Origin of the sequence: Proteiniclasticum sp. C24MP, from assembly GCF_043951855.1 — a bacterium.
In the GTDB taxonomy this organism is placed as follows: domain Bacteria; phylum Bacillota; class Clostridia; order Clostridiales; family Clostridiaceae; genus Proteiniclasticum.
Map to the genome: position 1 here is coordinate 42,465 of NZ_JBINJW010000017.1, position 14,727 is coordinate 57,191.

General features: G+C 40.7%; 15 protein-coding genes. All 15 read right to left on the bottom strand.

The annotated features are described in order from the left end of the window. Positions 1 to 9: 9 nt before the first annotated feature. Positions 10 to 930, bottom strand: coding sequence for a type II secretion system F family protein (locus tag ACHAL6_RS11250; protein WP_395270766.1), 921 nt, complete (start codon positions 928 to 930; stop codon positions 10 to 12). A gap of 12 nt (positions 931 to 942) precedes the next feature. After that, on the bottom strand, positions 943 to 1,899 hold the full coding sequence (locus tag ACHAL6_RS11255; protein WP_395270767.1) for a type II secretion system F family protein: 957 nt from the start codon (positions 1,897 to 1,899) through the stop codon (positions 943 to 945). Positions 1,900 to 1,902: 3 nt separating this feature from the next. Then, positions 1,903 to 3,288 (bottom strand): CpaF family protein, encoded by a 1,386-nt coding sequence (locus tag ACHAL6_RS11260; protein WP_395270768.1) that lies wholly within the window; start codon positions 3,286 to 3,288, stop codon positions 1,903 to 1,905. A 14-nt stretch (positions 3,289 to 3,302) separates the two neighbouring features. Further along, complete coding sequence (locus ACHAL6_RS11265) at positions 3,303 to 4,481, bottom strand: AAA family ATPase (RefSeq protein WP_395270769.1); 1,179 nt, start codon at positions 4,479 to 4,481, stop codon at positions 3,303 to 3,305. Between the two features lie 5 nt (positions 4,482 to 4,486). After that, positions 4,487 to 5,239 (bottom strand): Flp pilus assembly protein CpaB, encoded by a 753-nt coding sequence (gene cpaB, locus ACHAL6_RS11270; protein ID WP_395270770.1) that lies wholly within the window; start codon positions 5,237 to 5,239, stop codon positions 4,487 to 4,489. Positions 5,240 to 5,255: 16 nt separating this feature from the next. Further along, a complete protein-coding gene (locus tag ACHAL6_RS11275; protein WP_395270771.1) occupies positions 5,256 to 6,398 on the bottom strand; it encodes a pilus assembly protein TadG-related protein in 1,143 nt (380 codons plus the stop codon). A gap of 12 nt (positions 6,399 to 6,410) precedes the next feature. Then, positions 6,411 to 6,812: a TadE/TadG family type IV pilus assembly protein gene (locus tag ACHAL6_RS11280; RefSeq protein WP_395270772.1), complete on the bottom strand. Its 402-nt coding sequence runs from the start codon at positions 6,810 to 6,812 to the stop codon at positions 6,411 to 6,413. 23 nt (positions 6,813 to 6,835) lie between these two features. Beyond that, positions 6,836 to 7,411, bottom strand: a complete 576-nt coding sequence (locus ACHAL6_RS11285; RefSeq protein WP_395270773.1) for a prepilin peptidase — start codon at positions 7,409 to 7,411, stop codon at positions 6,836 to 6,838. Between the two features lie 241 nt (positions 7,412 to 7,652). Next, a complete protein-coding gene (locus tag ACHAL6_RS11290) occupies positions 7,653 to 7,832 on the bottom strand; it encodes a Flp family type IVb pilin (RefSeq protein ID WP_395270774.1) in 180 nt (59 codons plus the stop codon). A gap of 492 nt (positions 7,833 to 8,324) precedes the next feature. Beyond that, a complete protein-coding gene (locus tag ACHAL6_RS11295) occupies positions 8,325 to 8,663 on the bottom strand; it encodes a DUF192 domain-containing protein (protein ID WP_395270775.1) in 339 nt (112 codons plus the stop codon). 206 nt (positions 8,664 to 8,869) lie between these two features. Next, positions 8,870 to 10,255 (bottom strand): CpaF family protein, encoded by a 1,386-nt coding sequence (locus ACHAL6_RS11300; protein ID WP_395270776.1) that lies wholly within the window; start codon positions 10,253 to 10,255, stop codon positions 8,870 to 8,872. Positions 10,256 to 10,852: 597 nt separating this feature from the next. Continuing rightward, a complete protein-coding gene (locus tag ACHAL6_RS11305) occupies positions 10,853 to 11,116 on the bottom strand; it encodes a metal-sensing transcriptional repressor (RefSeq protein ID WP_207600515.1) in 264 nt (87 codons plus the stop codon). A gap of 13 nt (positions 11,117 to 11,129) precedes the next feature. Continuing rightward, a complete protein-coding gene (locus ACHAL6_RS11310; RefSeq protein WP_395270777.1) occupies positions 11,130 to 11,360 on the bottom strand; it encodes a heavy-metal-associated domain-containing protein in 231 nt (76 codons plus the stop codon). A gap of 49 nt (positions 11,361 to 11,409) precedes the next feature. Further along, positions 11,410 to 13,698, bottom strand: coding sequence for a heavy metal translocating P-type ATPase (locus ACHAL6_RS11315; protein ID WP_395270778.1), 2,289 nt, complete (start codon positions 13,696 to 13,698; stop codon positions 11,410 to 11,412). Positions 13,699 to 13,770: 72 nt separating this feature from the next. Next, positions 13,771 to 14,727: magnesium/cobalt transporter CorA (corA, locus tag ACHAL6_RS11320; protein WP_395270779.1), on the bottom strand; the 957-nt coding region annotated here is incomplete at its 5' end.

Sequence of the window (14,727 nt, forward strand, 5' to 3'; positions counted from 1 at the left end):
TACATATTATTAGAATAAACTACCTACATTTTCAATTACATTAATTACTGCAGGCCCTAAGATCACAACAAAAAGTGCTGGGAACATAAAGAATATCAGAGGGAAAAGCATTTTAATTGGAATCTTCATGGCCGCTTCTTCCGCCCTCTGCCTTCTTTTCTGTCTCATCACTCCAGACTGCGTTCTCAGCATCGTTGCAATATTTGTTCCAAGCAGCTCTGATTGTATGACAGCTGTGATAAAAGTATTAATGTCATCCACACCTGTTCTTCTAATTATTCCTTTTAAAGCTTCTTGTCTATCTCTACCTTTTGCGATATCATCAAGTGCTTTCTTGATTTCGTCACTTAAAGGTCCAGGCATCTTTTCTGCAGATTTCTTTAATGCTGTATCAAAACCCAATCCCGCTTCCACACTGATAAAAAGAAGATCCAAGAGATCAGGCAATGCACTCTGTACCTTCTTCTGACGAATCTGAGCAGTAGAGTTCAGTCTGACATACGGTAGGAAGAAACTGAGTGCACCAAAAAGAACTGCCAAAAGAATACTACCTTGACCGGTAAGAAGCCTGAAAAGTAGATAAATTAAAGCTCCCATGACTATAGCAAGCATAAATTGTATAGACAGTATAGAATTAACTGTATATTTTCTACCTACACCTGCCTGCATAATCATATGTTCATACTTTTCCTTAATTGAACTTGGTGTCATATTGCCAAGAGCATTTACAAATCTTTGATATACAGGATTAATAACTCTTTCGACAAAGGGAAGACGCATTTCATCTTCATCACTCTGTACATTATACAGTAAACTGATTTCTTCAATACGATCACGGACAACGAATCTGTTACCAAAGATCACCTGAAAGATAATAACAAAGAAGATTGTTGCAGTTGCGAATAATAAAAGATATACCATAATTCCCATGTAATTATCCTCCTATACTTCCAGTTTAACCAGCTTTGAGAGCAAGAATATACCTACAAGCATCATAAATACAGCTGATCCCACCATAAAGAGCCCTAAAACATTATCAAAAAGCTGTCCTATATAGCTAGGATTTATAATAGCTAAAAACAATGCAATTCCAACTGGTAAAAAACTAATAATTATTGCCGATAACTTACTCTGTGCTGTAAGTGTATTTACTTCTCCCTTGATTCTCACTCTCTCTCTAATAGTATTAGATATGGTATCTAACACTTCTGAAAGATTTCCACCAACCTGTCGTTGAATTATCATGGCAGTAACGAACATATCAATATCATCATCACTGGTTCTTTCAGAGAAATCCTCCAGAGCATTCTCCATGGACTTTCCTAAGGTATTGTCACGAATGATCTTCGTGAATTCATCTCCAATAGGGCTTTCCAGATCTTTACCTGCTATACTAACTGCCTGAGCAAAGCTGAGACCTGCTCTTAATCCGTTGGAAATGATATTAAGCGCTTCTGGAAGTTGAGCGTTCAGTTTTTGAGATCTTTTGCGTATGATTCTATTTACATAAACGTCAGGCAACATGAACCCAAGAATGCCTAATACAAGAGCCATAGGCACTAGACTTGTTAATAGGAGCATAATAAGAAATCCTATCAGAGCAACACTCATGGAAATCATGAAAAACTCCTGAGGTTTCATGAGTATATATGCCTGCATAAGTTTTTTCTTCTTTTTTGTGTAATAAGAACTCAATATTGATCTTTTTTCTTTTCTCTTCCTATCTCGTTCTATCTCCTTCTCTTCATCGCTGTCTTCATCATCTGCATAATCCCAGGATGATGCGATGAGTTTCATCCTTTCTTTGGTCTTTGCTCTGTTTGCAAAAAGAAAACTGTAGATGAGAATAAAAAGTAACGTCATAAAGAGAAAGAATAAAAAATATACAAGATACTTCATACACTATCTCCCCCTTGCCGCTTGAATATTTCCACCTTCATGCGATTTGAAAATACTAGTGGACAGATTTTCACCATGTGCTCTTAATTTTTCCATGTAGTTAGGCACAATTCCTGTAGGAATATGCTTACCTACAACGCCTCCTCGTTCGTCAAATCCATCATGTCTGAATACAAATAGATCCTGAAGAGTAATGGTATCACTTTCCATCCCTACAATCTCAGTAATTTTAGTGATTTTTCTTGAACCATCAGTGAATCTAGCAACCTGAACAATAAGGTTTATGGCTGAAGCCACCTGTTCTCTGATTGCTCTTGAAGGAAGTTCCATCCCACTCATCATAACCATAGTTTCAAGTCTAGCAAGGCTATCTCTTGGTGTATTGGCATGGATAGTAGTAAGTGAGCCATCATGTCCTGTATTCATAGCTTGGAGCATATCAAGTGCTTCTCCACTTCTAACTTCTCCGACTACAATTCGATCAGGTCTCATACGTAATGAGTTTACCACCAGGTCCCTGATGTTGACTCGTCCTTTACCCTCGATATTTGATGGTCGGCTTTCAAGAGGAAGTACGTGTCTCTGCTGCAGCTGAAGTTCAGCCGCATCTTCAATGGTTACAATTCTTTCAGTATCTGGAATAAAACCCGAAACGACATTAAGCAGGGTTGTCTTACCCGATCCGGTACCACCAGAAACAAGGATATTGATTCTACCACGAACACTGGATCGTAAAAGCTTTGCCATATCCATATTTAACGTACCGAATGAAATCAGATCCTCAAGCGTATATGGATCCACCGCAAACTTACGAATGGTGATGGCTGGTCCTTTGATTGAAAGTGGAGGTATAATAATATTCACACGAGAACCGTCGGGTAGTCTCGCATCGACCATCGGAGAACTTTCATCCACTCTTCTTCCTAATGGAGAAATAATCTTATCAATTGTATGTAGAACATGTCTGTCATCACGGAATCTCTTATCAGTAATTTCAATTTTGCCAAATCGTTCAATATAGATATCATCAGGTCCATTAACCATAACTTCTGTTACTGTAGGATCATCAAGAAGAGATGTTATAGGTCCATACCCAAAAACTTCATCCATCACAAGCTTATGTGCTTTCTGCTTATCTGACTGTGAAAGATGCTTTCTATTCTGATTCAGCACTTCATTGATTTTTTCGTTGACCAGATCGGAAACCATTTTTCTCTGAGCCTGATCTGTCTTATCTGGAGAAATTATAATTTCATCAATAATTCTCGCAAGAATCTCCTGAGAGAATTCTTCAATTTCTTTCAGCTTTCTTAGACTTACCTCATCATGTTCTCTAATAACTTCATTTCGCACATTGGATTCATTGATGTTAAAACCATTCAGGTTCATTTCCGTCACCTCATTTATTTAGTAGCAGTTTTCTCCACCTGATCATCTGTTACTTTCTTAGCCAATTTCTTGAAATTCTTTGCAATGGTGCTTCTGCTGTTTTTCGTCACATATGGTACTCCCTGATTTAGAGAGGACATTACACCTTTATAGTCCGCATCAATACTTGAGAAAAGAGTCTGATTCAGCGTCTTCTCAATATCACCGGCTTTGACTTCACCACGCCTGTCTGCTTTGTTAAGAAGCAACTTGATTTTTGATTTCGGATAGTTCAAATCATTTAGTGTCATCAAAGAAGCCTTGATGTTACGAACTGTAGATACTTCCGGTGTCGTAATCATAAGGAGTTTATCTGCGAAAACAAAAGCAGGATTAATTGGTTCATAGAACCTACCCGGCATATCCACAACAATATAATCATATGAATTCTGAAGTGTTCTTAAAATAACCTGGATATGTTCTGAGTTAATAAAATCATTCATCTGCGGCTCAATATTTGCAGGAAGAATTCTCACTCCTGAGTCATGCATGAGCAGATAACTTTCGATGAGATCTGGATCAATATTCTTAATGTCATTGACTACGTCGGATATAGTGAACTTCGGCTGAATGTTAAGTGCTAAAGATGCACTTCCAAAATCCAGATCAAGGTCCACAACAACGACTCTTTTTTTAGTTTCTTTTGCTAGTGTTACCGCAAGATTAATGGAAACAAACGTTTTGCCCACTCCACCTTTTGTGCTGAAAACTGTTATAATCTGTCCCAGTTCCGACTTTCTCTTTACTCTCTGTGGCACATCACGATGGAGGTCCACTCTTTTCTTATTAAGTTCATATGCCTTGAAAATCGAATCCATGAGTCTGTTTGGCACTATCGGTCTTATAACTACATCTTTTGCGCCAGAGAACAACGCTTTATGCATAACCTCTTCTCTGATCTCGTCTTCAATTAGAATAATCGCTACATCAATATGTTCTGTAGTGATTTCCTCTGCCACATCATAGCCATCCTCTTCAAAATCCTTACCGATGATCACTACACTGATATTCTCAAGATCGAGAACTCTCATGGCGTCATCTCTTGAATCCACTCGTTGGGAAAGCATAATATAGTCGATATTTTTTAGAATGCTCTCAATCTCAATTCTTTTTTCTTCATTATTTTCCAGAATCATGAGTCTTATTCTGTCCATTATGCTTACCTTCCTCTCCAAGTATTGAAATTTGTATCACCAAATTCAGTAAGTTCCACTACATTTTCATCCACTGGATTTCTTAAAGTCATATTTATTGATCCAGTATACTGTGCAAATGTAAGCACTTCTGCCTGAGATGGCGAAACTAGAAATGTAAGTGATGTTGCCACTTCAGATGGAGCTGCTCCTTCTGTTGTTACTGACACATTGGGACCTTTTTCGAGGATTTCGATATTCTGAAACTGTGTGTATGTTATCGTAAGCGAATCAGCTTCTTCTTCCGCCTCTGGATTCGTAGGTTCCACTTCTATTTCATATGTTACCAGAATATCTACTTTATCACCTTTTACAATATATCCTCCGACACCGGAGATTTCATTCATAGGAATGGTTATCGCTCTCATATTTTCAGGTATTCTGTAGGATAAGGAAGCGGACTCAGTTTCCGTGATCACCTTATTTTTTAGAACCTGCTCGTCATTATAAATAGCCATGCTCGTTGTATAGCCAATAATATCATCCACATTTCTTACTGCTTCGGGATGAACAGCTTCCGTAGGAATAGATTTTGTTGTCACCATTTCTGGTGTAACAGTCACATGAGCTGGGATTGATGTTACAGCAACGACAACATTTGAAAGATCAACCTTCACTTCCTCAACTTCACTCTTACCTTCGATATAAACATAAAGCAGGCTCATGGTAATCAAACCTAATAAAACCGCTAGAATAACAACTCTTTTCTTTACTTTCATACTACTTCACCCTACCTTACTTCACTAGTTTCGAATACCTGGAAAGCCCTTCATAGCCTGGTAACGGATCCTGATCATTATCTTTAATGACTGTAGTTAATTCAATTTTTTCACCCGTAAATTCACCTATAAGTGTCCCTTTAGCAAAATCAGGTACATAGCTAGCTGGTTGACTCACTTTAGTGAAATCTGTTTTAGTCAATGCATAGGATGACCCTACAGCATCTTTGTTATTATCATTACCATCACTGACAATTACATCATGAATTGTATAAACTGCAAAATACTGTATCGTCAGATTGATATGTGCATTAGGTTTGCTCTCCGCATCTTCGATGGCAGCTTCTGAAATCACGATTGGAATCAGTCCAGACATAAACTGTTTTCTTTCATCTGGAGTGCCTAATCCAGCTGCTGTCTTCATACGATCTTCTATTGCGTTAATCATAGAATTCGCTTGACCTGTCTCTGAAACTAAAACCTGATTGATTATGAACTGTCTATCCATATTAATTCCAGCGAGAGTGTCGTTAATTATTTTTTGACCGTTTTCACCCTCTTCTAATTTGACATAACCTCTATTTGGATCAGATACCTCACCGTTCTCTAAAGTTACTTTACCCGCGTGTAAAATTGTCTCTCCTTTTATGTAAGCTTCTTCAAGCATAAATAAAGGGAAAATCTGACCACCCGTCACTTGAGTGCTATACCCCCATGTTGCTACAGCCTGAGCTACTACATCAGAGTTATCGAATCCAATCAGTTTCGCGAAATCATGCTCTTCATTTTTAGTAACAGTCACAACAATAACGTCTCGATTTGAGACACTACCATCCGCTAGCTCGATATTCATCTTTTTCAATTCAACAACTGGCTCGCCCTCTGCGCCATTCTTAATTGCAAGACTTTTTGCTATTGATATAGCATTGGCTTTTATCTGACTAATCTGACTCGCGTCGGTTACACCTAACACTTTTTCCATCTCTTTTGCACCAGCCAAAGCTCCTGCATCCGCTGCTGTAACCATAGATTTTCTAGTATTATATAATGTACCCGCATCCACAACTAATGCTGCCATACCAAATGCTACAAAGAGAAGAAATAAAGCAACGATAGGCAGAACTGCTCCTTTTTCTTCTTTAATAATTCTAAATCTCATTGTCTTCGCCTCCTATTCCAATCTCATAGTTGCTTTAGCTGACATCTGTTGTGGTCCTGTAACAAAAAAACCGATTAGTGGCTCTACTTGTCCATCAACTTCGATAATAACATTTCTGATATTATTCAGTGTATCAATATCGGAATCATAACCTACGCTCGTGACTATCACTCCGCTTGTTCCTGAAAGTGCGCTTGTAACAGCTTCCTCGGCTTTAGCTTGATGATTTATGTTTGAAACCGCAGCAACTCTCGCTCCTTCCCTTGCTGCACTAGTAAGAGAGATTCTGGCATTAAATAGCCACCCGAATTCTATAATACCAAGCAAAAATAAAAGTAGAATAGGTAACACCAAAGCAAACTCAACTAGCCCTTGTCCATCATCATTTTTATTGAATTTTAATATTCTATGCATTAAAACCACCTCAGGTTTATTGATCAAAATTGTATCAGACTATCTAGTCCAAATATTAAAACTGATAGCGTTCCTGCTGCTATGGCTATAGCGTAAGGAATATATTCATTTTCTTTTTCTGTCTTGCTTTTAACAAAATAAATCTGTTTTTCAAGAAACCAATCTTTCCCTGATATCATATAAAATAATTCCAATAAAGGCTTGATTAAAATACCTATAGTATTTATGATTATGTTAATAGAATTACCTTTAGCTATTATATATATAATTACGAGTACTCCCCCTGCTATCGAAGTTGCTAATCCGGAAGCTAACACAACTCTCCACCCCATCAATGATCCTATCGCAGCCATAAGTTTTACATCGCCCGCTCCTATTCCTCCGTAAAAATATGGAATTAAAAAAACAGCAAAGCCAATCAGAAAACCCAATACACTGAATAGGAATCCGTCTAACCCACTGTTTAAAGTTGACCATATGACACCAATCAATATGGTAGGCATTGTTATTCGATTAGGAATCTTCTTTTGTGTCCAGTCGTAATAAACAGAAAATAAAAGTAATAGAACTAAAACTAAAACACTAAAGCTAAATTGCATTAAATCACCTACAAAACATTAATCATTTTCTCTTTCATAACTTCATATAAATTAAACAATGATTCACCAAAAAGTATCATTATAGTGATTCCACTAATAACTACTAATGATAATATAAGCGAATATTCGATCATACCTTGTGCAGTCGTATCTTTAATGAGATTCTTTATTATTCTCATAAAATATAACCTCTTTTTTATAAGACCCCCTATTAAATAGGGGGTCTATCCAAAATTTTGAATTATACTTCCCCAGGTGCAGCGTCTAGTTCATCAGTAACACTCTGGAAGACAGCCGCAATTCTTGGACCTAGAATTACTAATACAGCAATTGCAGCAACAGAAATCAGCGCCAAAATCAAACCATACTCAACCATACCTTGCCCTTCTTCGTCATTCCATAACCTTTTTAAAAATTCCATGATTGACCTCCTTAAATATTATTAAAAATTGTAATAACAGCAACATATAATGTCAATTTTCTGTTATTTTCATTTTAATCTCGTAATCGACTATTGTCAATAGATATTCTTCTATATTTTATTGTATAGCTTAGTAAATCCAAGAAACAAAAACATATTTTCGACATGAATTATTCTAATTATACGAATATTTCTACATGTATATTTGAATTTTCAACACTTGCTTTGTTTATATTCAATAATCAGAAAGTATTCAGCACAGAAGGTTCATAAGTCGAGTAATTCCTTTGAGCAGCAACCCACTTTTCAGATCAAGCGTTAATGATACTTAAATACATTTTAAACAGAATTATTTATGAATTCTCCTGTATTTTTCTAATATTTTTTTGAGAACATCGCTGATTTTAACTGGTTTTACATCAGATTGATGTCTAAGTGTTATCACTTTATACATATTAAATTATAATTCTCTCGCACCAATGTCGAAAATCGTCACTCGAACCTTATGACATCACCAATCTGCACTTTACCACTTATATCGTTTTCATTACCCTCGATAACATACCTGGCCCCTTTCACAACGGATCCCACCTTTCCAGGCTTCATTCCGTTTATGATCTGAAGCACTTCGTGTCTCTCTGATAAAAACACCACATCAATGGGAAACTTCATATTGAATGTATGAATACTGCTGCAAGGCTCAATCTTCAGTCCACTGCCAGGATCCAGTTGTTTCTTTCCCATGAGTCCGAAAAATCGCTTCATGAATGTATCCGCAATCTTGAGCTCCTCCAGAACAGTTTCTCCAGTCGTATCATTGATCACCCTCATTATATACGATCCCCCTACAGTTTGTCTCACCATTCACAATATCATCTTAAACCTATTATAACCTATAGTCAATATATAGGAAACTGCTTTACAGTGTAAAGAACAATCTGTTTCAAGATATTCCAGGTTTCAGCATCATTCTCAAAGGGTAACCCGTTACCTTCCCCCTCATGGTAGATCTTTCTCTGATTCACAATGAATTACCATCATCTCCTGAAGCCGGAATCACCTCTGAAGGACTGGTTTCTGAATATGGAGGTATTCAGTTTTTCACCGTGTGCATTCAGATTCTCGATATTTCCAGGAACGATGCCAGTAGCCACATGGCTTCCTTTTACACGTCCGTTTTCATCGAAGCCATCATGCCTGAATTCGAAAATGTCCTGAAGCGTAACCGTCTGCCCTTCCATGCCCAGCACTTCCGTGATCTTCATGACCTTTCTTGACCCATCGTTGAATCTGCCGATCTGGACAATGAGGTGGATGGCAGAGGCGATCTGCTCTCTGATGGCACGGGATGGAAGATCCATACCCGCCATCATGACCATGGTCTCCAGTCTTGACAGACTGTCTCTCGGTGTATTGGCATGCACCGTTGTCAGAGATCCGTCATGTCCTGTATTCATGGCCTGAAGCATATCCAGTGCTTCTGCGCTTCTGACTTCTCCCACGACAATACGATCCGGTCTCATTCTCAGAGAATTCACAACCAGCTCTCTGATCCCGATTCTTCCCTTTCCTTCTATATCAGCAGGTCTCGTTTCAAGTTTCACCACATGATCCTGCTGAAGCTGAAGCTCCGCAGCATCCTCTATGGTGACAATTCGCTCATCATGGGGTATGAAGCTGGACATGATATTAAGAAACGTCGTCTTACCTGAACCTGTACCACCGGATACGATGATATTGGTCCTGCCCTTGACACTGGCCTTGAGATAGGTGGCCATATCCATGTTCAGCGTACCAAAGGAAATAAGATCCTCCAGCGTAAAGGGGTCTGCTGCAAATTTTCTGATGGTGATGGTCGGACCATTCAGCGCCAGGGGAGGAACAATGATATTCACACGAGACCCATCCTGAAGCCTGGCATCTACCATGGGTGATTTTTCATCCACTCTTCTTCCGATAGGTTCTATGATTCTCTGGATCACATGCAGCACATGCGCATCATCCCGGAAAGACACCTCTGATTTCACAAGCTTTCCTTTTTTCTCTATATAGATGTTGTCCGGTCCATTGACCATCACTTCAGAAATGTCATCATCTTCAAGCAGCGGCGTGATCGGTCCGAGTTCATAGATTTCATCCATGACGGTCTTCACGATGTTCTGCTTATCTATGAAAGAAAAACTTCTGCCGCTCTTCTCAATGACTTCACCTGTGATTTCTGTAACTTGAAGTGACACCTCTTTCTTCTTACTCATGTCAGGACTTTTCATGTTCACTGACATCTGCTGAATAACGTTATCCAGAACTGTCTTGATGGTTTCTTCCATTTCCATCCTGCGCTTCGCTTTGAATTCCTTCGCCGCATGGTCTTCACTGAATTTCACGATATTATCCCTGTTCATTGAAAAACTGCCTAAACTCATAATGGACCTCCTTCTGCTGCTTTTTCTCTGTCACAAACCTGAATCACGATAAGCGCTTAGTACTTTAACGTGTTTCCGGATTCTCTGAAAAACCGACTTGAAATATATTAAAAATATTCTCTACATTTCACTATACTAAAATTCTATAAGTACGTTTTGTTAATGTCAAACAATACTTTTCGAGATATTTATTACTTCTATTAAACTTATCTTTCATTCGACAGAATGATGTTCAATATCCGGTGACAATTCGACCCTTGTTGCAAGACATTCTCTAATGACACTTTAACTTCAGGTTCGAATCTGCATGATTCGATATGAATCACATTATAAGATATATTTTATGACATATTATTCGCACTATATGCTGTATTTCTTATAGACATTAAAACAGCGAAAAACTTTTCGACTTTCCAGGAAATCTTTCTGTTTCTGCATAAATTCACAGCAGATATACCAGAATCTCACTCCATTACCCGGAAACTCATTGACTTCCATCTATACCCGCGTATATTTATGAGCGCTTAAAAAAGAAGATACCTCATTTCTGAAATATCTTCTTTCATTATTATTGTCTATTCTTCTGCGTATTGGAGCTTACTTGGTGAGCTTATCCATGATCATGATGATCTCACTGATTTTTTCGCTCTGCTCTTCTGTTCCGAAGGCGCCATGTACACAGTGGTTGAGATGATCATGCAGTATTTCCGCATTGACCTTCTTCAGGATAGCCTGTGTGGCCATGAGCTGATTGGATATGTCTACACAATATCTGTCCTCTTCCACCATTTTCAGAAGTCCATCCATCTGTCCCCTAGCTGTCTTTAAGAGCTTCGTGATCCGGTCTTTATCGGCCTGCATCTAGATCGACCTCCTATCCAAATATACTCTTCTTTTCAGACACGGAAACCAGTTCCAGTTCCACTTCCTTCAGCGCTTCTTTCATGGTCTCCTCTGAAACTTCTCCTGTCATATCCACCACTGCATTTTTCTTGCCCAGGTCCACTTTCGCAGAGGATATGCCTTCCAGGCCTTCCAGAGCTCTTGTGGCTCTTCCTACGCATCCCATACAGTGCATTCCTTCAATTCCTAATACTTTCTTCATTTCTCAGTCTCCTCTTTTTTTTATATTCTTTTACTCTGTTTCACTGTTATTATGATTCTGTCTGATTTCTTTCATGCAGCGGCTTGAAGAACTTCAGTCTCAAAGCGTTGGTTACAACGAATACTGAACTTAAGCTCATGGCTGCTGCCGCAAACATCGGGCTTAATTTCCATCCCAGCGAGAGATAGAACACACCGGCTGCCAGTGGTATGCCAAGGACATTGTAGAAGAATGCCCAGAACAGGTTCTGCTTGATGTTCTTGATGGTGGACCTGGAGAGATGCACTGCCGTCACGGCATCCAGAAGATCGTTCTTGATCAGCACGATATCCGCTGATTCAATGGCAATGTCTGTTCCTGCACCGATGGCCACACCCACATCCGCTCTTGTCAGCGCTGGTGCATCATTGATGCCATCTCCGATCATGGCCACTTTGTGCCCCTTCTCCTGAATGGCTCTCACTTCTCTTTCCTTGTCCTGTGGAAGGACTTCGGCGATGACCTTGTTGATGTCAAGCTGCCTTCTGATGGCTTCCGCTGTTCTCTTGTTGTCTCCAGTTAGCATGACCACATCGATACCCATCTTCTTGAAGAGGTCAATGGCCTGTTTGCTGTTCTTCTTCACCACGTCTGCCACGGCGATGATGCCGAGCACTCTTTCATTGTCTCCGAAGAATAGTGGTGTCTTTCCTTCACTCGCCAGTCTGTCTGATTCTTCCTGGAACTGTCCAAGCTCGATGCTTTCCTCATTCATCAGCGCCAGGTTTCCGGCGATGTAGGGCTTTCCTTCAATGAATGCCGCGATACCCATACCGGATACGGAATTGAAATTGTCCACTTTCTTAAGGGTCAGTCCCAGCTCCTTGGCCTTCTCCACCACAGCCTCTGCCAGAGGATGTTCCGATGGTTTTTCGATGGAAGCCGCAATGAGGATCAGTTCTTCTTCTGTCATTTCACCGTTGGTCAGAATATCGGTCACCACAGGTTTTCCTTCTGTGATGGTTCCTGTCTTATCCAGTACCACTGTATTGATGGAATGCATGGTTTCCAGCGCTTCCGCTGATTTCACCAGAATTCCGTGCTGCGCACCTTTACCGGTTCCCACCATGATGGCTACCGGCGTCGCAAGACCCAGTGCACAGGGACAGGAGATGACCAGTACCGTGATGGCCAGGGAAAGCGCAAATTCAAAGCTGTATCCCATGAGCATCCATACGATGAAGGTCACGATGGAGATTGCAATGACCGTTGGCACAAAGATTCCGCTGATCTTGTCTGCAAGTTTCGCGATTGGTGCCTTGGTGGCGTTGGCATCTTCCACCAGCTGGATGATCTTGGCAAGGGTGGTGTCGTCTCCGACCTTTTCCGCTTTGAATCTGAAATATCCCGTCTTGTTGATGGTGGCTGCAATGACCTTGTCCCCGATGGTCTTTTCCACCGGAATGCTTTCACCTGTCAGCGCGCTCTGGTCCAGAGAGGAAGAACCTTCCACGATAGTACCGTCCACCGGTACGCTCTTACCAGGCTTCACAATGACCACATCTCCGATGACCACATCTTCAATGGGCACTTCCACTTCTTCTCCGTTCTTCACGATGAGTGCGGTCTTCGGTGCCAGGTCCATGAGCTTGCTGATGGCCTCTGAGGTCTTGCCCTTGGATTTCGCTTCCAGATACTTACCGAAAGTGATCAGGGCCAGAATGGTTGCACCACTCTCAAAATAGAGATCATGGGCATACATATGGACGATTTCCATGTTGCCATGACCCAGACCATATCCGGTTCTGAAGATGGCATAGATTCCGTAGATGAATGCCGCCGAGGATCCGATGGCGATGAGAGAATCCATATTCGGTGCTCTCAGCCAGAGTGCCTTGAACCCCACTTTATAGTACTTCATATTCACATAGACGATGGGAATGGATAGAAGCATCTGGATAAATGCGAAGCTTACGGCATTCTCTGTGCCTAAAAGCCAGGAAGGAATCGGTAGTCCCACCATATCTCCCATGGCGATGTACATGAGTGGTATAAGGAAAATGAATGAGACTTTCACTCTGTATCTCATTTCCTTCAGTTCTTCTTCTATGGGGTTCACTTCAGAGACCGCTGATCTCTTCTCCCCTTTCTTCTTATGGACCTGCGCCCCATAACCCGCCTTCTTCACTGCTTCGATCACAGATTCTTCCGGCACATCGCTGTCATAAGCGATGGTCATGGAGTTGGTCATTAAACTGACTGTAACACTGGATACCCCTTCAAGCTTCTTCACAGACTTTTCTACAGCTGCGGTGCAAGCCGAACAGGTCATTCCGGTGACATCAAATTTCTGTTCCATGTTAACCTCCTTACCCCACCCCCTGGGGGGTGTGTTCAATTAGATAATAACGCGAACACAGGTCTTTGTCAACTAGAACCATTTCTTTTTCTTGAAATAATAGATCATGGCCGCTGCAATGGCAATCATGACGATCCAGGCGATGGGATATCCCCACCTGGAATAGAGCTCCGGCATATACCTGAAATTCATGCCATAGACCCCCGCAATGAAGGTCAGAGGGATGAAGATGGTGGAAATGATGGTCAGAACCTTCATGACTTCATTGAGTCTGTAGCTGATGCTGGACAAGGTGATTTCGATGAGCGAGGAAAGCACTTCACGATAGGTCTCCGTGGATTCCACGATCTGCACCAGTTCCTTGTTGAGATCCTTGAAATAGAAACTGGTGGCATCGGAGATCTGAGTGACTTCTTCTTTCCCCAGCCACGCCGTCACTTCTCTTAGGGGCCATACGAACTTGTGAAGATAAAGAAGATCCTTCTTCAGAAGCCGGATTTCCTTCAGCTCCTCATTGGAACTGCTTTCCAGAACCTCATATTCGATGAAATCGATACGCTCTCCGATATAGGAGAGAATATGGAAATACTCCTCCACCAGAGCATCTATGAGATTGTAGAAAAGAAAATCCACACTTTCCTTCCTCACCATGCTGCCTTCTTTTCGCAGCCTCATTCTCACCGGATCAAATACATCCCCTTCTTCTTCTCCGAAGGTGATGACATAGTTTTTTCCCAGAATGAAACTCAGCTGCTCCGCTTTCATGACCTCTTCCTTATAGTAGATCATCTTCACGATGCTGAAGATGTAGTTCTCATACTCCTCCACCTTGGGTCTCTGCCCTTTCAGGATGATATCTTCCTTCACCAGAGGATGAATATCGAAAAGTGTGCAGATGGTCTCCACCACCCTGCTGTCATACCCTTCATCGATGTTGATCCAGAGATTGTACCCCTCTCTCCCTTCAATGAAGGATTTCTGCTCCATGAGCTCTTTTAATGTCACCGTCTTCTCCTGCATGATTTCCTC